The 18,595-nt window shown below is 61.4% G+C and carries 16 protein-coding genes; 8 read left to right on the top strand and 8 right to left on the bottom strand.

Features of this window, described 5'->3' with window-relative positions; all coding sequences use genetic code 11:
• Positions 1 to 11: 11 nt before the first annotated feature.
• Positions 12 to 578, bottom strand: coding sequence for a phosphoribosylglycinamide formyltransferase (gene purN, locus QKE30_RS01665; protein WP_347933930.1), 567 nt, complete (start codon positions 576 to 578; stop codon positions 12 to 14).
• Positions 523 to 2,247, bottom strand: a complete 1,725-nt coding sequence (locus tag QKE30_RS01660) for a DUF6350 family protein (RefSeq protein ID WP_347933929.1) — start codon at positions 2,245 to 2,247, stop codon at positions 523 to 525. The genes purN and QKE30_RS01660 overlap by 56 nt, the downstream gene beginning before the upstream one ends.
• A gap of 498 nt (positions 2,248 to 2,745) precedes the next feature.
• Here QKE30_RS01660 and QKE30_RS01655 point away from each other — a divergent pair, with 498 nt between their 5' ends.
• Positions 2,746 to 3,504, top strand: coding sequence for a M23 family metallopeptidase (locus tag QKE30_RS01655; protein ID WP_347933928.1), 759 nt, complete (start codon positions 2,746 to 2,748; stop codon positions 3,502 to 3,504).
• Between the two features lie 167 nt (positions 3,505 to 3,671).
• Here the strand turns inward: QKE30_RS01655 and QKE30_RS01650 are convergent, their stop codons facing one another.
• The 3 genes from QKE30_RS01650 to QKE30_RS01640 form a co-directional block, all read right to left on the bottom strand.
• Positions 3,672 to 4,472, bottom strand: a complete 801-nt coding sequence (locus QKE30_RS01650) for an SGNH/GDSL hydrolase family protein (RefSeq protein WP_035004211.1) — start codon at positions 4,470 to 4,472, stop codon at positions 3,672 to 3,674.
• A gap of 60 nt (positions 4,473 to 4,532) precedes the next feature.
• Positions 4,533 to 6,215, bottom strand: a complete 1,683-nt coding sequence (locus QKE30_RS01645) for an acyl-CoA synthetase (protein WP_237744809.1) — start codon at positions 6,213 to 6,215, stop codon at positions 4,533 to 4,535.
• Positions 6,216 to 6,370: 155 nt separating this feature from the next.
• On the bottom strand, positions 6,371 to 8,956 hold the full coding sequence (locus QKE30_RS01640; RefSeq protein WP_347934071.1) for a UvrD-helicase domain-containing protein: 2,586 nt from the start codon (positions 8,954 to 8,956) through the stop codon (positions 6,371 to 6,373).
• A gap of 230 nt (positions 8,957 to 9,186) precedes the next feature.
• Between QKE30_RS01640 and QKE30_RS01635 the strand changes: the two genes are divergently transcribed.
• Entirely contained in the window at positions 9,187 to 9,513 is a 327-nt protein-coding gene (locus tag QKE30_RS01635; RefSeq protein WP_034988095.1) for a chorismate mutase, read from the top strand.
• Between the two features lie 6 nt (positions 9,514 to 9,519).
• Here the strand turns inward: QKE30_RS01635 and QKE30_RS01630 are convergent, their stop codons facing one another.
• The 3 genes from QKE30_RS01630 to QKE30_RS01620 form a co-directional block, all read right to left on the bottom strand.
• Positions 9,520 to 10,377, bottom strand: coding sequence for a S1 family peptidase (locus QKE30_RS01630; RefSeq protein ID WP_347933927.1), 858 nt, complete (start codon positions 10,375 to 10,377; stop codon positions 9,520 to 9,522).
• A 135-nt stretch (positions 10,378 to 10,512) separates the two neighbouring features.
• The gene (locus QKE30_RS01625; RefSeq protein WP_347933926.1) at positions 10,513 to 11,772 is read right to left on the bottom strand and encodes a phosphatase PAP2 family protein; all 1,260 of its coding nucleotides are present in this window, start codon (positions 11,770 to 11,772) and stop codon (positions 10,513 to 10,515) included.
• A 191-nt stretch (positions 11,773 to 11,963) separates the two neighbouring features.
• Positions 11,964 to 12,719, bottom strand: a complete 756-nt coding sequence (locus tag QKE30_RS01620) for an NADPH-dependent oxidoreductase (RefSeq protein WP_347933925.1) — start codon at positions 12,717 to 12,719, stop codon at positions 11,964 to 11,966.
• A gap of 181 nt (positions 12,720 to 12,900) precedes the next feature.
• Here QKE30_RS01620 and QKE30_RS01615 point away from each other — a divergent pair, with 181 nt between their 5' ends.
• The 6 genes from QKE30_RS01615 to QKE30_RS01590 all read left to right on the top strand — a co-directional run bounded on the left by QKE30_RS01615 (position 12,901) and on the right by QKE30_RS01590 (position 18,585).
• Complete coding sequence (locus QKE30_RS01615; protein ID WP_347933924.1) at positions 12,901 to 13,461, top strand: LemA family protein; 561 nt, start codon at positions 12,901 to 12,903, stop codon at positions 13,459 to 13,461.
• Positions 13,462 to 13,570: 109 nt separating this feature from the next.
• Positions 13,571 to 14,692, top strand: a complete 1,122-nt coding sequence (locus QKE30_RS01610; protein WP_035004231.1) for a M48 family metalloprotease — start codon at positions 13,571 to 13,573, stop codon at positions 14,690 to 14,692.
• A 12-nt stretch (positions 14,693 to 14,704) separates the two neighbouring features.
• Complete coding sequence (locus QKE30_RS01605; RefSeq protein ID WP_347933923.1) at positions 14,705 to 15,151, top strand: DUF1990 domain-containing protein; 447 nt, start codon at positions 14,705 to 14,707, stop codon at positions 15,149 to 15,151.
• 143 nt (positions 15,152 to 15,294) lie between these two features.
• Complete coding sequence (gene sucC / locus QKE30_RS01600; RefSeq protein WP_347933922.1) at positions 15,295 to 16,482, top strand: ADP-forming succinate--CoA ligase subunit beta; 1,188 nt, start codon at positions 15,295 to 15,297, stop codon at positions 16,480 to 16,482.
• A gap of 36 nt (positions 16,483 to 16,518) precedes the next feature.
• Positions 16,519 to 17,415: a succinate--CoA ligase subunit alpha gene (gene sucD, locus QKE30_RS01595; RefSeq protein WP_347933921.1), complete on the top strand. Its 897-nt coding sequence runs from the start codon at positions 16,519 to 16,521 to the stop codon at positions 17,413 to 17,415.
• A gap of 33 nt (positions 17,416 to 17,448) precedes the next feature.
• A complete protein-coding gene (locus tag QKE30_RS01590) occupies positions 17,449 to 18,585 on the top strand; it encodes a glutathione S-transferase C-terminal domain-containing protein (protein WP_347933920.1) in 1,137 nt (378 codons plus the stop codon).
• The last annotated feature ends 10 nt before the right edge of the window (positions 18,586 to 18,595 follow it).

The raw sequence follows: 18,595 nt of genomic DNA, 5'->3' as shown, positions 1-18,595 counted from the left end.
GCCTTTCGTTCCTAGAAGGTTCCCTGTTGTTGAAAATCGTGCAGCACCTCTACCAAGAGTGCGCGCTCCACCTTCTTGATTCTCTCATGCAAGCTGTCGACCGTGTCGTCCCGCGCGACCGCCACCGCCTTCTGGGCGATGATCGGTCCCGTGTCCACGCCACTATCTACAACATGAACTGTAGACCCGGTTACGCGAACACCGTAATTTAGTGCATCTTCAACAGCGTGCGCCCCGGGGAATGCGGGCAGCAGCGCCGGGTGGGTGTTGATGATCTTCCCCTCGAAACGCTCAACCACCTTCGGGCCGATGATGCGCATGAAGCCGGCGCTCACCACCAGGTCGGGCTCGTAGCTGGCGAGCTTGTCCGCCAGATCTTCGTTCCACTTTTCCCGGTCGGTCTGCTTTGGCACGTATTCGACCAGGAAGTTCTCGATACCCGCGCGCTCGGCGCGCTCCAGCGCCTCGCACTGTCGGTCGCTGCCCACGGCGAGGATCTCCACCCGCGAGCGGTCGACGTTATCAATCACGCTCTGGAGCAGAGTCCCCGTCCCGCTCGCCAGAATCACTATCCTCATCGTCTGCTTCTTCCTCTGTTTCTGTGTCTTCTTTGTCTTCTTTGTCTTCTTTGTCTTCTGTATCTTTTGTATCTTCTCGTTCTTTCTTGATGACGCCCCCATCTTCCCCGTCCTCCAGTTCCTCCGTAGGGGCGTCATCTTCAGAAGAGTCAGTGTCCGTGCTTTCCGCACCGTCTGCTGCATCGTCAGCATCGTCAGTGCCTGCCTCGGCATCATGCTCGGTCTCAGTCTGAGCTTGCTGGGATTCTCCCGGCTCCACAACCTCGGCCTCCGGGATGTCCTCAACCACGGACTCGCCACGACGGGCGGTGAGGAACATCATCACGGCGGCGGGCACCAGCAGCCAGGCGGCGAGCTCCACGGCAAAGAGCCACTCGACCGCACCCGCGCGCCCGTACACGCCCAGCTCGCCGCCGGCCAGCCAGGAGGTGCAGAAGCCGATCAGCCCGGCGCAGGCACCAGCCCCCACGCCCTGCAGCAGCGGCGCCTCCACATAAGTGCGGCCACGCAGGAACGTGTAAACGCACGCGACCGCCACACAAGCGGGGACGGCCAGCAGCACAGCGCCGAAAGGAATCTGATCGTTGGGGATCGCGGCCAGGACCGGCAGCGGTGGCAGATTCACGTTGTTGGCGGTAAAGAGGCTGACCGCGCCGTTACCGACGTGGAACTCACCGCCCAGCAGCACCGCCATCGCCGCGACCACCACATTTGGCACATACAGCAACGCGACGAAGGTCAGCCCCAGAACGCCCATGGTGGAGGAAGTGATTTCGTAGGCCTTGCCGACTGCCTCCATGTTCGTCAATAGATATACGGCAGCGGCGAGGGCACCGGCTGCGGCCATCCACTTGAGGAAGCGTCCGGCTAGCAGCATCGACTCCACCGGCCACGTGGACCAACCACGGCGCAGCAACAGTGCTCGCCACACGCGGGCCCGCATGCCGATAACAATCGCAGCGCCGTTCACCAGCGCCGTGGAGATCAGCGCCACCAGCAGGTTCGGCGGGGTGATGTCGTAGACCCTGGAGGCATCCCACAGCATCACCCACGCAATGCACGTCAGCAGCATGGGAATCAGCAGGCTTAATGTGGTGAATACCCGCAGGCCGCGCACGCTTATCGAATTGCCCAGCACCGTGGTCGCACGCTTCGCATGCCCCCACACCAACACCAGCGCGGGCAGCAGCGGCACGAAGCCCAGCTTCGCCCCCGCCATCTCAACGGGGGCCAGGTTAAACACCATCCACATAGAGGCGATACTGGCGGGGACTACACTAAAGCCCGCGCCGATGCCGATGAGGACGGCGATGATAACAATGACGCCCAGAGTTACAGCGTGATTAATCATCAGCTGGGGACCAAAGCGCTTGACATGGGGCTTCCACTTCGACCACCAGTTCACAACCGCAGCCTTCGCGCCGCCAGCCGACGCATCTGCGGCAGCCTTAGACTTGGCCTTTGGAGTGGCCTTAGCGTTCGTGGCACCGGTGGGCTTCGCCGCAACAAAGCGCTCGTTGCCAGCACCGTCGGTGGTGTTGGCACCAGCGCCTTTAATTCTGTCTGCACTGCTGGCGGGCGACGTCCGCCTGGTGCGGCTGGAGCCGGGGCGTCGTGAAGACGCAGATCGTCGGGATCCGGGTCGTTGGGCAGCAGAATCTTTACTCACCCGTCCTATTGTGCCTAACAGTGGCAGCCACCTGGCGGACTGACCCACCTTCTAGACCCTCTTGTGCGTCTGGTTATTGCCCGGTCGGCTCCCGTTCGGCGCCCGCAATGTACCCGCTCTACCCCCTCTAACGCAGACACACTTAAGGTTCTACTTGAGGGTTTGTGGGTAACGTAATAAAGATCACTAGCGGGGTTCAACCGTTACGAAAATGGCAGAAAAACGCCTGGAGCAGGAGAAATGCATTCTTAGGCTCAGATAAGGTTAACTTCACTACCCCCGCAATGTAACCAAAGCGTTATTTTTAGCCGATTTAGTTGCCGCAATGTTGCCAAACCGATAGTGTTACGTTCCGTTGATAACAAAGTGGTTACAAATTGCTTGCGCAACAGACTCGAGCCCCAACAACCAGGCTCGAGGAGGAGCGAAAGCGATAGTGCGAAATCACATGTGACAGTTGTTAAGAAACATCGATTAGGTCAAAGGGTTACTAGGACAGTGCGAAACACTACTGAAGCGAGCCGTACCGGCATCCACCGCAAGCAGGAGAACACCGCGAAGCGCCGCTTCGCGCTCGTGGCCGTCGCTACCACCGCTGTGACTACTGCTGGCGCTGCCGGCGCTACCGCCGGTGCATCCCAGGACTCCAAGGACGACATCGCCCTGGCTTCCGAGAACACCACCATCCTCGCCCAGGGCGAGGGCGCTCAGGGCTCTGCAGCTCCGGCGGACGCTCAGGCGACCGCCAACGAAGCTCCGCAGATCCTAGAGGTTCCGCAGGCCAAGCCGGTTTCCGATCTGTCTCAGCAGCTCGATTCCGCCCTGCGTTTCGCCAAGGAGCGCACCGAGGCTGATCTGGCTGCTCGTATGCCCGAGTTCGTCAAGCCCGCCGAGGGCTCCTTCACCTCCGGCTTCGGTCCGCGTTGGGGCACCTTCCACAAGGGCATCGACATCGCCAACGCTGTGGGCACCGCCATCCGCGCCGTACACGACGGCACCGTCATCGACTCCGGCCCAGCTTCCGGCTTCGGCAACTGGATCCGCATCAAGCACGACGACGGCACCGTCACCGTCTACGGTCACATGGCCACCCTGGACGTTAAGGTTGGCGACCGTGTAACCGCCGGCCAGAAGATCGCTGGAATGGGTTCCCTGGGCTTCTCTACCGGCTCCCACCTGCACTTCGAGGTTCACCCGAACGGCGGCGAGGCTATCGACCCGAAGCCTTGGCTCGCCGAGCGCGGCATCCAGCTCTAAGCTTTAGCTCTACACCCAAGCTTTGAGCCTCCGGCCGTTTATGGCCACAAAGGAAACCTCCCGACTGCCTCTGTAAAGGCGGTCGGGAGGTTTTTCGCCTGCCTCCTGCGACTTTGGCTTTCGAGGTGGGGATCCCCCCACCCCGGAAGCCGAGGCTTTCCGAAGTTTTACTTCAGAGCAGCGCCGATCTGCTTGGCCGCATTGGTCACACCGTCGTGGGACATGTGCAGGGTCAGGTTGTAGTGCGGAGTCTGAGTATCGATGACTCCGGCAACCCAAGCCTTACCGCCCGGCTGGCAGGTATCGTGCCCGCGGGTGGAGCGGTGCAGGTCGACGAAAACGCCACCGTTGCGCTTGGCGGCATCGTTAGCCTGTCGCCACAGCTGACGCTCGGCTTCCTTCACGATCGGGAACGGAGCCTGAATCGGCGGCAGACCATTCAGACGGATCAGGCACAGGCCAGCGCGATCGTTCGTGAGGTGCGGGTAGCTTACGAACTGGATACGAGCGTTCGGAGCAGCGCGCTTGATCTTGTTAGCGAGACGATCATAGGATCGAGCCGCTGCACGGTTGTTGATCGGATCCAGGGTGCGGTAGGTGTCGTTAGCACCGACCATGATCGGCACGTTGCGCGTGTGGCGGTTCAGCTTGCCATCGCGGATAGCCTGATCCAGGCGAGCCTCCAGCGGCTCGCGGCCCAGGTACAGCTCCTTGCCGTTGCAGGAGTAATCATCCACGCGAGCGCCCGTCAGGCGCTGCAGCTCAGTGGCTACGCGGAACTTGCCCTTGATGCAACCACGTGCGCCACCGCGCTTGGCGTCAATAATCTGGTTGAGCGTTGTATTAGCGAAGTAGGAATCACCAAGCAGCACGGTGTTTCCCGGGGCAGCCTGGGCAGCAGGCGCCAGACCCATGACAGATCCCGCCACGGCTACCGCCGCAGTCAGAATGCGTGCAATTTTCTTCATCAGTTTCTCCCGTATGTGTTTTTATGCCGTACTAAGGCTATCGATCGAGAAGCGAAAATGTTAGCTGTTCGGAAGCTTTGCCGGCATGACCTTACCAGTTGCGTTTCGCGGAAGCTTATCCAGGAACGTAACCTCACGCGGAACGGAGTGCTCCGCCAGGTTGTCCCTAACCCATTCCTGGACAGACTCCTTGGTCAGCGCCTCGCCCTCCGGGTTGTCTTCACGCACGATCCACACCGCCATGCGCTTAAAGCTCTCTTCATCGTCCACGCCCTTTGCGTAGAGGTCTCGAATGCCAGGCATTGGTGCCAGCACCTCTTCCACGCTGCGCGGGTACACGTTCTCGCCGCCGACGATGATCATGTCGTCCGCCCGGCCGAGCACGAACAGGCGACCGTCCTCATCGAGGTATCCGCGGTCGCCGATCTCCAGCAGCCCGTGCTTGATCTTCATCTGATCGCGCGTGTGGGCATAGCGGCGCATGGTCATGGTGCCCCGGGCATAGATGCGGCCCGGGGTGTTCGGCGGCAGCACGTTGCCGTCGTCGTCCAAGATCTTGACGCGTACGCCACGAACCGGACGCCCAGCCAGCGCCGGATTCTCAACGAGTTCCTCCTTCTTGGCAATGGCGACCACGCTGTTTTCGGTGGATCCGTAGAAGTTGCAGACCACGGGACCGAATTGCTTGTGGAGGCCGCGGAGCAGATCTTCGTGCATGGCATTGCCGGAGGACACGATGAACTCAATCGACGACGCGTCGTAGTCGCCGTTCTGCGCGACCTTGAGCTGCTCCTTAATGAAGATGGGCGAGGTGATGATGCCGTTGACCTTGTAACGCTCGACGTCCTCCATCGCCTGCACTGGGTCGAAGTCACGGCGGAACACCACAGTCGCACGGTGGGCGAAGATCAGATTGAGGTTCGCCCAGCCCCACGAGTGGAACATAGAGGCCGTCTGTTGGATCATCATCTCCGCCCGCCACGGGATCCAGGTGACAAGATCCGCCAGCGGAGTCGGGATGGGCGGCTCCCGGTGCACTACGGCCTTCGGGGTGCCAGAGGTGCCGGAGCTCAAGATGGTGATGAAGCCGCGCTTCGGGATCTTAGGCAGCTTCTCCTCCGCTTCGGAGGGCGCGTGGTCGATGACCTGCTGGAAGGTTTCCCATTCCGGGTTCGGAGCCTGCGGGTTCTCCAGGTCCTCCGCGTAGCCGATGATCACATTGGCGCGCGAATAGTCCGCGGGCAGCCTGTCCGCGAACTCCTCGTCGATGATGATGGTGTGAACATCCAGCTCCTCCATACTCTTCTGCAGCTGGACTGGACTGGAAGCCGGGTTGAGCAGGCTAATGTCCGCCCCGATGAATCCCTTGGCGACCAGCGCGTAGACGACCACGCGGGAATTGCGGGCCATGACCGCAATGTTCTTGCCCGGCCCCAAGCCCATGCGCTGCAGTGCGCGAGCGAAGGCCAGCGAATCGCTGCGAACCTCCGCATACGTGCGCTCGCCGATGTCATCAATGATGGCCGTGCGGTTCGGCGCTACTTCTGCTGCGTACCACGCCTGACGACCAGCGGTGAAGCCGTAGCGGGCGATGCTTTCGACCAGCTTGGCTTTCCCCTTAACGCCGCCACCCCTGACGACTACGCCCGATTTCAGCGCAGTCCCCAGGCCGGTGGCAATAGCGTGGGTCTCCGCCCAGGCGGCCTCGCCCAAGTGCTTAAGGTCTTGCAATTTGGAAGTCACTTGTTGATTGTTTTGCATTAATACCCTTCTTGTTACGCCTAACCCATCGAAAGAGGATGCTGTTACGTTACATTAAGAAAACATTTTCTGCGCAACATTGGTCACAATCGTCACTTCTGCAACACGCTGGTTGAGTGCCGCCAGAGCCCCAGGGGCTAGAGCTTCTCCATCGGCACGCCACCGAACAACATCAAACGCACCGTGCCCTGGCTACCGAAGTCGATCATGCAGGTCGTGTGCGAGCCACTGCCGTCCACGCTCTTCACCGTGCCCAGGCCGTACTTGTCGTGGTTGACTTTGTCCCCCACCGCCAAGTCGAGATCCTGGTTCTTCTTCGCCCCGGCTCCGAAGGCAGGCTTCGCCTTCTTCGCTGGCTTCCGGTAGGACTGGCCGCCCCAGCCGCTGGACCCCGCGCCCCAGCCACCCGAGCCGCCTGAGCCGCCGAAGCTGGTGCCATCGGCGTAGCCACCGCCACCCCAGGTGGAATCCACACTACTGCCGAAGCGGGCGGGCTCCTCGCGGATCCATTCCATCAGGTCCTCCGGCACCTCGGAAAGGAAGCGCGACGGCGGGTTGTTCACCGGTGCGCCCCAACCGCTGCGCGTAATCGCGCGGGTAAGGAACAGCCGCTGCTTTGCGCGGGTAATGCCCACATAGGCCAGGCGCCGCTCCTCGGCCAGCTCCGTCGGGTCACCCAGCGCGCGCATGTGCGGAAACTGGCCGTCCTCCCAGCCGGTCAGGAACACCACGGGGAACTCCAACCCCTTGGCGGTGTGCAATGTCATAAGCGTCACCATGTCCTGCTCGTCCGCGGGGATCTGGTCCGCGTCCGCTACCAGGCTCACGCGCTCTAGGAAGGCCTGCAGGCTACCCAGCGGTGCTTCCCCTTCGGCGAGCATGGCGTCGGCAGCGTCGGCGCTGCCATCGCTGCTACCAGCGCTACCGGCGGTGCCACCACCCGGCATCTCCTCGTACGCCTTCAGGTTCGCCGACTCCTGCGAGAATTCATGTCCCACGCTCACCAGCTCGTTCAGGTTGTCCAGGCGCGCCCCATCCTGCGGGTCGTTGGACTTCTCTAGCAGCTCCTTGTAGCCGGTCATGTCCAGCACCGCAGAGATCACCCGCCCCAGGTCGGGCAATCCCAGTCCGGACCCGTCCGAGGCCGTCATCTCCATAGACTCCGTCTCCGCCCGCAACGCGTTCATCATTTCCAGGAACTTGCCAATGGAATTGCGGCCGCGTGCGGAAAGGCCGGCTACTTTCCCCGCGGCGGCGTCACCAAGAGCAGCCGAAAAACCGATCCCCTGACCCTCCGCGTGCACAGTGACCTGCGCGATGGCCTTGTCCCCGATTCCGCGTCGCGGGGTGTTGATGATGCGCCGCAGCGCCACCGTGTCGTCCGCGTTGTCCAGAACCTTGAGATAAGCCACAATGTCGCGGATCTCGCGGCGCTCGTAGAAGCGCGTGCCACCGACGACCTTGTACGGCATTCCGGAGCGCACCAGCACGTCCTCGATCGCACGAGAGGCGTTATTGGTGCGGTACATGATCGAGATGTCGCCGTAGGAGTAGCCCTCGTTGTCCACCAGGTCGTCGATCTGCTCGACGATGAAGTTCGCCTCGTCGTGCTCGTTGTCCGCAACGTAGCCGCCGATCAGCTCGCCATCACCCAGATCCGTCCACAGCTTCTTCGGGCGGCGCCCCTGGTTCCGGTCGATCACCGCGTTCGCTGCGGACAGGATCTTCTGGGTGGAGCGGTAGTTCTGCTCCAGCAGGATCGTGTGGGCATCCGGGTAGTCGCGCTCGAACTCCTCGATGTTGCGGATCGTCGCGCCGCGGAAAGCGTAGATCGACTGGTCGGCATCGCCCACCACGCACAGCTCGCACTCGGCCTTGCCCTTGCCCGCGAGAGACGCCACCAGCTCGTATTGTGCGTGGTTCGTGTCCTGGTACTCGTCGACCATGATGTGACGGAAACGGCGCCGGTAGTGCTCGCGCACGTCCGGGTTGTTGTTCAGGATCGCCACGACCTCACCGATCAGATCGTCAAAGTCCACCGCGTTCGCCGCCCGCAGGCGGTTCTGATACGTCTTGTACAGCGTGGCGATCTGGGCGGTGTGGGGGTTGGAATCGCGCTGTGCTTCCTCCAGCGCCCCGGCAGGGCCGACCAGTTCGTTCTTCCAATTGGAGATCACATTCAGCACCCCACGCGGCGAGAACTCCTTCAAGTCCAGCGAGGCATCCTTGATGATCATCGTCATCAGGCGCTTGGAATCGTCCGAGTCGTAGATGCTGAAGTTCGTGTTCAGCCCCGGTGCGAGGTGTGCATTGGCACGCAGCACGCGCACACAAAAGGAGTGGAAAGTGGAGACCCACATGCGCTCCGCCTGCGAGCCGACCATATCCACCACGCGCTCGCGCATCTCCGCTGCGGCCTTGTTAGTGAAGGTGATCGCCAGGATCTGCCACGGCGCCACCCCATTTGCCAGCAGGTATGCAATCCGGCGCGTCAGCACACTCGTCTTGCCGGAGCCCGCGCCCGCCACGATCAGCAGCGGGCTGCCCATGTGCTCCACCGCCTGCCGCTGCTGTGGGTTGAGGCCTTCGAGGAACCTTTCTTTTTGACGCCCCGTCTCCCCCGCAATCGTCCCAGCATCCCTGTGCGGCTGCGCCGGTGTCTGTTCCGTCCGCTTCCCTGCCCGTTGCGGCTGCGGAGCGTACTCCGGGCTGTCGGAGTGCATGTTCGCCAGCACGCTTTCGTACCCCTCCGGCGGCAGCTCGTCCGCCGGCGGCGGAACCTCGTCGTCGAAAAGCGTTGGTTCTTCAGGCAGCGGCAGGTCGGCAAACGGATCGTGCTGGTTGTTCATGTCTCCCTTTGTGCTCCCTCAAAAAATTACCCGAAATTCGCCGGTGCATGTGCCCCGGGGCTCTTTCGGATCTCGGCTTCCGGACTAGCGGTAGAATACAACGCATGAGCGACAACGATTCTGCGGCTTCGTCGAAGCCCAACGAGTTCACCGTCCGCATGCCCTCGGGCACGGACGATCCCTTGTCGGATTCAGAAATTCAATCCTACCGCGAGGAGATCAACCGCCTCGACCGCGTCATCATCGACGCAATCCACCGTCGCAGCGAGGTATCGAAGGCGATCGGTAAAACGCGCTTGGGCTCCGGCGGAACGAAGCTGGTCTACACCCGCGAGGTCGCCATCATTAACCAATTCCGCGCAGAGTTTGGCCCCGAGGGCGTAGAAATAGCAAAGGCCCTGCTGCAACTGGGCAGAGGGCGCTTGGGCTAAGTAAAACTAGGCCAGACGGAATCCGGCTCCCACCCCGCCGGCCGCATTAAGATCCGCGGCGATCACGTTCCACGCTGCACCCGCCGTCGGCGCGTGCAGCGGCCCCTGCAGCGGGGTGGTGCAGGAAGGCAGGTTGGCCACGCCACCGTTGACGATGCCGACCAACCGGTTGCCGACGTAAATCGGGGCTCCCGAATCTCCCATAGAGCCGCACAGGTGGGAAACCAGGAACGGCCCGGAGATCGCCAGCATGGGGCCGCAGGAAACTCCGGTGGCCACACCGGTCTTGCACATCTGCTGCAGGCTCGCCGGGGTGGAGCCGCCGAGGGCGTTGAGGTGAACGTTATTGTAGCCGCGGGTCAGGCGCACCTTGTTGTTGAATTTGATCACGGCGTAGTCCGGGTACCCGTTGCGGACGACGGTGCCGATTTGGCCGGCTCCCTCGGCGTCCATAGAAACGACCGGAGCACCGGGCCCACCGCAGTGGCCTGCGGTGATGCCCACCTTGTTTCCGGCCTTGTCGTAGCCAACCACACCCAGGGTGCAGATGTTGTTGCCAACGTAGATCGGCATGGAAGGCCCAGCCAGAACGCTGGGCGCCGCGGCACGCTGAGCCTTCGGAATACCCGGAGAGGTGAAGTAGTGGCCCGGAACGCGGTGCGGGCCGGGTTGGCCGGTAGCTTGCAAGAATGCATCTGCGGAACCAGCGGGCGCGGCGGCGGCATCTGGCGCGGTGAAGGCCGAGCCGAAAACGGCGGAGATGGCCAGCGCCACGCCTGCCATCAGGGCGCCGAGGCGACGGCGGATGGCGCTACGAAAGGAGCGCCCAGCTGGGGTTTGAGTGGATACAGATGCGGCTTCCATAAACCTAACCCTAGCGCAGAAGCGGGGATTCACATGCGTCACAGAGGTAACAATTTGGACAAGGTTACCCCTGCTCCCCCGCCTCCCTTTTTGCGCTGCCGCCTAGCTGACGATTAGCCGCCAGCTAGCCAGCAATTAGCGAAGAACGGTGACGCTGCCGTCGCCGTTTACCTTGACCTTTGCGGCAAATGCGGCAGCCATGTTCAGGCGCTGCCAGGAGCCGCGCGGGCCCTGATCGTCCAGCGGGGAACCGGACGGGATGGCGGTCTGGCGCAGGATGGAGGCGCGCTGGTTGTAGCTCAGCTTCGGGAACTTCGGCAGCAGCAGATCCGGCGCAGCCTGCGGCACGATCATCGGCGCATCCTTGCGGTAGATCTTCGGGAAGCCGTAGGTCATGCGGTCGGTGTACTCGCGCACAGCCTGATCGGTGGAGCGGTATGGCTTGTCCTTCTTGATGACCTCCGCGATCGGGCGACCCGCGCGCCACTCCAGCTCCGCGCGCAGCTCCTTGCCCGCCTGCTGGACTGCGTCGCGCATCTTCGGATCGTTCCAGCGGTCAGCGGCAGCGGCGGTGCCGGACATGCGGCCACCCATGACGTCCAGCGGGTAGTGCACGCCCATGACAACGCGGTTGTTGCCAGCCTCGGAACCGCGAGCCAGGATCTGCGGAGCCAGCTCCGGCAGGGTAAGAGCCAGCAGAGTGGTGGACCACACGGCCTGGTTGGTGTGACCAGACGGGTAGGACTTGGAGGTGCCGTAGTACTTGTTCTGGCCATCCTCGTACTTCTTGATGCGCTCCGGAGCGACCACGAACGGACGGTCGTAACCAAACACCATCTTCTCCACGAAGGTGGAGGAAGCCACTCCGCCCGCACGTGCCAGGTAGCCGTTGCCCAGCAGGTACTGGGTCTTCGGCAGGCGGTTCTCACGCAGGGCAGCACGGAAGTGGCGGCCAAGTTCGTCGCCCAGCGAGTCGGAGAACGCATCCATCACGCCCGCCTTGTCCGCGCGGGCGTCCTTCTGCGCACGCTGGATAGCGCCCGGGTTGTTCTGCGCAGCGTTGTTGATCTTCACAACCTTGTCCAGGTTCTGCTGCATGATTGCCGGGTGGTTGGCGCGCACATCGTTGAAGCCATCGACGACGTCCAGGTACACGCCGTAGCCGTGGGAGCTGATGTCAGAGATGTAGCCGCCCAGGTACTCCGGGCCGAAAGGCTGCGGGGTTGGGGCGCCCGGGTGCTGCACCGGATGCGGGTAACCCGGTACTCCCTCGGAACCCGCGATCGTCGGCACGGTCGGCACTGCAACCGCCGGCGCCACATTCACTGCGGAAAGGGACATTGTCGTAGCCATCACAGTGGCCATCGTGATCTTGAGGCTCTTGTTCTTGGTCACTTTTCTCTCACCCTTGAAGTCTCGTCCTGCAATTCTTTTTGACGCCAAGCTTCCAGGCCCGCCCGGCGACTATTGCAATAGTTTTATAAACTCCTGCGGATACTAACCCAGGTTTCTGAACGTCAGGTTAATTTGAGGTTAGGCGCGGGTGACGCTGTGGGCGTCAAAAAAGAAGACAGGAAGAAAAAACACTAAACAATAAAGCCTTGCCAGCGCGCGGCTTGCAGCGAGTCATCGTTGCTGTCACGGGTGAAGGGGAAGTTCTTCAAGACCTGGTTGGTGAAGCTATCCACGCGCTGGTTGGCGTTGCGTAGGTCATAGTAGGTCCGCATCTCCGCATCGTAATCCGCCAGGTCGGCGGTCAGGTTCTCGCTGGTCTGGTAGCCGTTTTCCATCACACGGAACCTGCGCGACATGCGAGGCTTCAGCTGCGGATCCTGGTTCGGCCAGCCCAGGGTAAGCCCCACCACCGGGAAGGTGTAGCGCGGCAGCTGAAGCAGCTCAATCACCCCGGCAGTGTCGTTGTGAATATTGCCCAGATAATTGGCGCCCAGGCCAAAGGACTCGGCGGCGTTCACCACATTCTGCGCCATCAGGCAGGCGTCGGTGAAGGCCTCCACGAAAGCCTTCGTGCGTCCGGCGGCCCGCGGGTCGCCCCCGTTTTCCCGCAAGATCTGCGCATTCCGCGCCGTATCCGCCAGGAACAACAGGTACACCGGCGCGCGGCGGACGTACTCCTGGTTGCCGATCTCCGCCAGGCGTTCCCGCAGCTGCGTATCCGTCACGCGAATGATGCTGGCCTGCTGCATCCCGCGGGAAGATGCCGTGCGCATGGCTACGTCATAGATGGTTTCCAGAGTCTGGTCATCCACCGGCTGATCCGTGAACTCCCTGATCGTGCGGTGGGAAAGCTGACGTTCGACCATCGGGTTTGAGTTTGTAGGCATGCCCCCACCCTAGCCAGCCTTAGCAAGAAAAATTTTTCGACTTCCCCGCCTGCGCCGGGAACAAACGTTGGCGATAATACATTCCAATACTGTTAGCCTGTGCGGGTCGCTACCGAACCGCCATGCGCCGAGATTTTCTAGATACGTACGTTCAAGAGTTTTTTAGGGAAGTTTTGCTTACATGATCATCGCAGTTGTCATCCTCGCCATCCTCGTAGTCCTCGCCATCATCTGGTTCGCCATGTACAACAGCCTCGTCAAGAAGCGGAACACGGTTAACGAGGCTTACGCCCAGATCGATACCCAGCTGCAGCGCCGCGGCGACCTGATCCCCAACCTGGTGGCCACCGTCAAGGGTTACGCCAACCACGAAGCCAAGGTGTTCCACGACATCGCCGAGCTGCGCACCGCCACCGAACGCGCGCAGGCAACCGGCAACGTGCAGGATGCCTCCCAGGCAGACGCCGTGTTCGGTCGCACCATGGCTACCCTGCGCGCCACCGCCGAGGCGTACCCGGAGCTGCAGGCCTCCCGCAATTTCCAGCAGCTGCAGGAAGAGCTCGCCTCCACCGAGAACAAGGTGGGCTTCGCCCGCCAGTACTACAACTCCTCCACGAACGCCTACAACACCGCAATCCAGTCCGTGCCGACCAACATCGTCGCTTCCGTGCACGGCTTCCAGCCCTTCGGGTTCTTCCAGGTGGAAGAGTCCAAGCGCCAGGCTCCGGACGTTTCTTTCTAGCTTTCTTGCCCTGCCCCGCCCCCTCAATGCCACTTCCGCTTCTTAAGCGTCGCACCTAGCGGGCAGGACTCGTGAGCACTGAAAGTGCTGAAAGGACGGATAACGGACAATGTCCAACCAGCCAAGAACCTTTGACGAATCGCTTTCGCAGCTACGCAAAGGCGTCGCCGTCGCGTGGATTGCGAACGTGCTGGTGCTGCAGCTTTCCATCGTGGCCTGCGCCTGCGCAGCCTACGTCGGCATCCAGGGCGGAGACCTGGACTACAACACCCTGGGCAAGGTCATCCTGATCTCCGCCGGGGTCGCCATCCCAGTTGCCGCGCTGATCCTGCTGTATTCGTACTTCTTTTCCACCAAGACCGTGATCTCCGCCATCGGCGGCGAGAAGCGCAAGGTGGAAAAGGGCATGGTCTACAACATCGTGGAAGAGATGTCGATCGCCGCAGGCCTGCCCTCCCCGCCGAAGGTTTATGTGCTCATCGGCACCGGCGTGCCCAACGCCTACGCCCTGGGAGGCAAGCGCAACAAGCCCCACACCGGCACCATCGTCGTTACCGAAGAGCTTGGGTACCTGCTGAACCGCGAGCAGATGCAGGCCGTCATCGCCCACGAGATGAGCCACCTGACCGCCGACGATAATCGCGTGATGACGCAGCTGGTGGCCATCGCATCTGTTATTTCCATCTTGCAGTCGGTGTTTATCTACGGCAGCTTCAGCAACAACAACCGGAGCCGCTCTAGCTCCAACTCGAACGGCGGCGGAAACGCTATCGCCGCCATCGTGATCTTGCTGATCTCCTTCTGTGTAATCCTCGCCGCCCCTGCGCTGGCCAATATCGCCAGAGCCTACATGTCTCGCCACCGCGAGCAACAGGCCGATAGCCACGGGGTCTCCCTGTGTCGTAACCCCACCGCACTGGCGCAAGCCCTGATCACTATCCGCGCGTTCCACCAGGCGAACCCTTCAACCGTGCAGAACTCCATGTACGGCACACCTGGCTCCCTGGCGCTGTACGCGCCGGAGCAGGACATCATCCAGGGCTTCCACAATTCCGACGCAGGCAAGAAGGGGTCCGTCTTCAAGCGCGCCATGACGAAGAAACGGAATTTTTCCGCTACCCACCCGCCGATCTGGGAAAGGGTCAACGCGCTGATTGCCATGGGTGCCTACGTGCAGGGTTTCGTCCCTTACGTCCCAGAGCACGCACAGATCGCCGGGCACATCCAGTAGCCTGGGTTTCCCATGACTCCCCTCTCCTACACCTCGACCGACGGCTTCCCGGAGCTGCACATGTCGCGGGTCATCGACGCGGACTTTGATGCCGCTTCCGACCGGCTTTTCCGCTGGGGTGTGCAGCGCAGCGGTCTCTTCCGCGTGCGCCCCACCCACGAGGTTGTAGAGACTGGCGCCGAGGTCGCACTCGGCTTCGGGCCGTGGACGTTCCGCTGCCGGGTGGTCGACGCTTTCTCCGCGCCCGGCCGCTGCGGCTTTACTTATGGCACCCTCCCCGGCCACGCCGAACGGGGCGAGGAGACCTTCACCCTCGAGCGGTTGCAGGATGGAAGGGTTCTTTTTCTTATTGACGCCAAGTCTCAGCCAGCCCGTTTCCCCGTGCTGCGCCCAGTCCTCGACCTGCCGCGGCGTGCTCTTATCCGCCGCTTCTACCTGCGCGCCCTGGACGATAGCTAGCAGCGCTTTCTGTCGAGTATGCATTTTTTTCATTACGATGGTTTCTGAGAGCTCACAAAGTTGCCTCCAAAGTGAGGTAGGTCATAAGTGGGCTCGTCGCATATTCTGACCTTTCCCACCTACAGAATGTATGGAGAATTTAAGTGGATCTATACGAGTACCAAGCTCGAGATCTTTTCGAAAACTACGACGTACCTGTCCTGCAGGGCATCGTTGCCACATCATCTGCGGAAGCTGAACGGGCTGCGGAGAAGCTAGGCGGCACCGTAATCGTAAAGGCCCAGGTGAAGGTTGGCGGCCGAGGCAAGGCCGGGGGTGTAAAACTGGCCCACTCGCCAGCCGAAGCAGCCGCGGCGGGGAAGGACATTCTGGGGCTGGATATTAAGGGGCACACCGTGCGCAAGGTCATGGTTGCCGAGGGGGCGGATATCGCCGAGGAGTACTACTTCTCCATCATGCTGGACCGCACGCAGCGCCAGTACCTTGCCATGCTGTCTCGCGAGGGTGGCATGGACATCGAAAAGCTGGCCAAGGAGCGGCCGGAGGCGCTCGTCCGCCGCAATTTCTCCCCGCTGGAGGGGCTGACGGACTCCATTGCCCGCGAAATTGCAGAAGATGCCGGCTTCCCCGCAGACGATGTGGAGAAGCTGGTACCCGTTCTGCAGAAGCTCTACGAGACCTACGTTGGCGAAGATGCCACGCTGGTTGAGGTCAACCCGCTGGTCAAGACCAATTCCGGGGAGCTGCTGGCGATCGACGGCAAGATGACCTTGGACGACAACGCAGACTTCCGCCACCCGGAGCATTCCGAGCTAGCAGATCACAACACCACCGATCCGCTGGAGTTGAAGGCCCAGACGATGGGCTTGAACTACGTGAAGTTGGACGGCTCGGTGGGCGTAATCGGCAACGGTGCCGGTCTGGTGATGTCCACCCTGGATGTGGTCGCCTACGCCGGCGAGGAATTCCCCGGCGCCCCGAAGCCCGCCAACTTCCTGGATATCGGAGGTGGTGCCGATGCTGAGATCATGGCCAATGGCTTGGAAGTAATCCTTGCAGATGAACAGGTCAGGTCGATATTGGTCAACGTTTTCGGTGGAATCACCGCATGCGATGAGGTTGCTAACGGAATCATTCAGGCTTACAAGATCCTGGCCGCTGAAGGAATCGAGCCGAAGCCCCTAGTTGTCCGCCTGGATGGCAACAATGCAGAAGAGGGTCGGAAGCTCTTGGACGATGCCAACCTGCCGAATCTGCAGCGGGAAGACACGATGGACGGCGCCGCGCGCAGAGCCGCGGAGCTAGCTTCCCAGGCTGATCAGAACAAATAAGCACCACGGATTCCAACAGGTAGAGGACTAAAAACTATGGCTATTTTTCTAGATCGCGATTCCAAGATCATCGTCCAAGGAATGACCGGCTCGGAGGGCATGAAGCACTCCCAACGCATGCTGGACTCCGGATCCAACATCGTCGGCGGCGTGAACCCCTCCAAGGGCGGACAGACGGTCACCTTTGAAGGCGGCAAGCAGGTACCTGTTTTCGCTTCCGTTACTGAGGCAATGGAAGAAACTGGCGCGAATGTCTCGGTTATCTTCGTCCCGGCGAAGTTCACCAAGGCTGCGGCAGAAGAGGCAATCAAGGCAGAGATGCCGCTGGTTGTGCTCATTACCGAAGGCGTGCCGGTCAACGACACAGCGAGCTTCTTTGCCCTGGCGAAGAACTCCAAGACCCGCATCATCGGGCCGAACTGCCCTGGCATCATTTCTCCCGGGCAGTCCAATGCGGGCATTATCCCCTCTGATTCCGCCGGTGAGGCTGGCAAGATCGGTCTGGTATCCAAGTCCGGCACTCTGACGTACCAGGTGATGCACGAGCTCTCCGACGTGGGGTTCACCAGCTGCATTGGCATCGGTGGCGATCCGATTATCGGCACCACCCACATCGATGCGATTGAGGCCTTCCAAAATGATCCAGAGACCAAGGCGATCATCATGATCGGCGAGATTGGTGGCGATGCTGAAGAGCGCGCCGCCGAGTACATCGCGAAGAACGTCACTAAGCCCGTGGTGGGCTACGTCGCAGGTTTCACTGCTCCGGAGGGCAAGACCATGGGGCATGCCGGAGCTATCGTCAGCGGTTCCTCGGGCACGGCCGAGGCAAAGAAGGTCGCGCTGGAGGAAGCTGGTGTGCGGGTGGGTAAGACTCCCACCCAGGCAGCGGAACTGATGCGGGAGGTTCTTGCAGAGATCGGCGAAGCCTAAAGCTAGATAGGGCAAACAACAGGAAGGAAGGGCATGGCCACAGAAGCTCAGAAAGATTCACGGAAGGACTGGGCCGGCGATGCCCAAAATGCCTCTACCGACGGCGAGTTCAAACGGGATACCAATTACATCGGCGACCGCATCGTCGCTTCCGTTACCGGCGAGGAGCCGCAGCCTGCAAGTGGAGATGGCAACAGTGGAAGCACTGCTGACGCGCTGCACTGGCCAGTGCAGCCGAACCGCTACCGGCTGGTCGCCGCACGCGCCTGCCCGTGGGCGCACCGCGCGGTCATCGTGCGGCGCCTGCTGGGGCTGGAAAATGTGATCTCCCTGGGGTTGGCGGGTCCTACCCACGACAAGCGTTCCTGGACTTTCGATCTGGATCCGGGTGGCGTCGACCCCGTACTGCAGATCCCCCGCCTGCAGGATGCGTACTTTAAGCGCTTCCCGGGCTACCCGCGGGGCATCACCGTGCCGGCGTTGGTGGAAGAAGCCAGCGGCAAGGTCGTGACCAACGATTTCAATTCGATCGTCCGCGACTTTCAAACTGAATGGACCGAGTACCAGCGGGCCGGTGCTCCCAACCTGCTTCCACCAGGAGAACAGCGGGAAGAGATGGAGGAGATCAATGACTTCATCTTCCGAAAGTTCAATAACGGCGTGTACAGGGCTGGGTTTTCGGCGTCACAAGAAGCTTATGAGCAAGCTTATGAGGATGTATTCGAGGTCCTCGATTGGTTGGAGGAGCGCCTGGCAAACCGGCGATTCATCATGGGTGAGCACATCACAGAGACCGACATCCGGGCATATGCCACCCTGATCCGCTTCGATGCTGTCTACCACGGGCACTTCAAGACGAACCGGAACAAGATCAGCGAGATGCCGAACGTCTACGGCTACCTGCGCGAGTTGTTCCAGATCCCTGGGTTCGGCGATACCACCGACTTCAAGGAGATCAAGCAGCACTATTACATCGTCCACCGCGAAGTGAATCCCACGCAGGTCGTCCCGGCCGGCCCGGATCTCTCGGGCCTGGCGCAGCCTCATGGCCGCGACCACCTGCCGGGTGCGCCGTTTGCGGAGGGCACCACCCTGCCAGGTAAGTTGCCGGACGCCGAGCGGCTGAAGAACCCCACGCAATTCCAGCGGGAGCTATTTGGCCTGGACTAGAGGGTTAATA

The sequence above is a fragment of the Corynebacterium sp. c24Ua_83 genome, assembly GCF_039907245.1.
Lineage (GTDB): Bacteria > Actinomycetota > Actinomycetes > Mycobacteriales > Mycobacteriaceae > Corynebacterium.
Note: the sequence above shows the minus strand (reverse complement) of the source record. Positions and strands in the feature narration are given on the sequence as shown.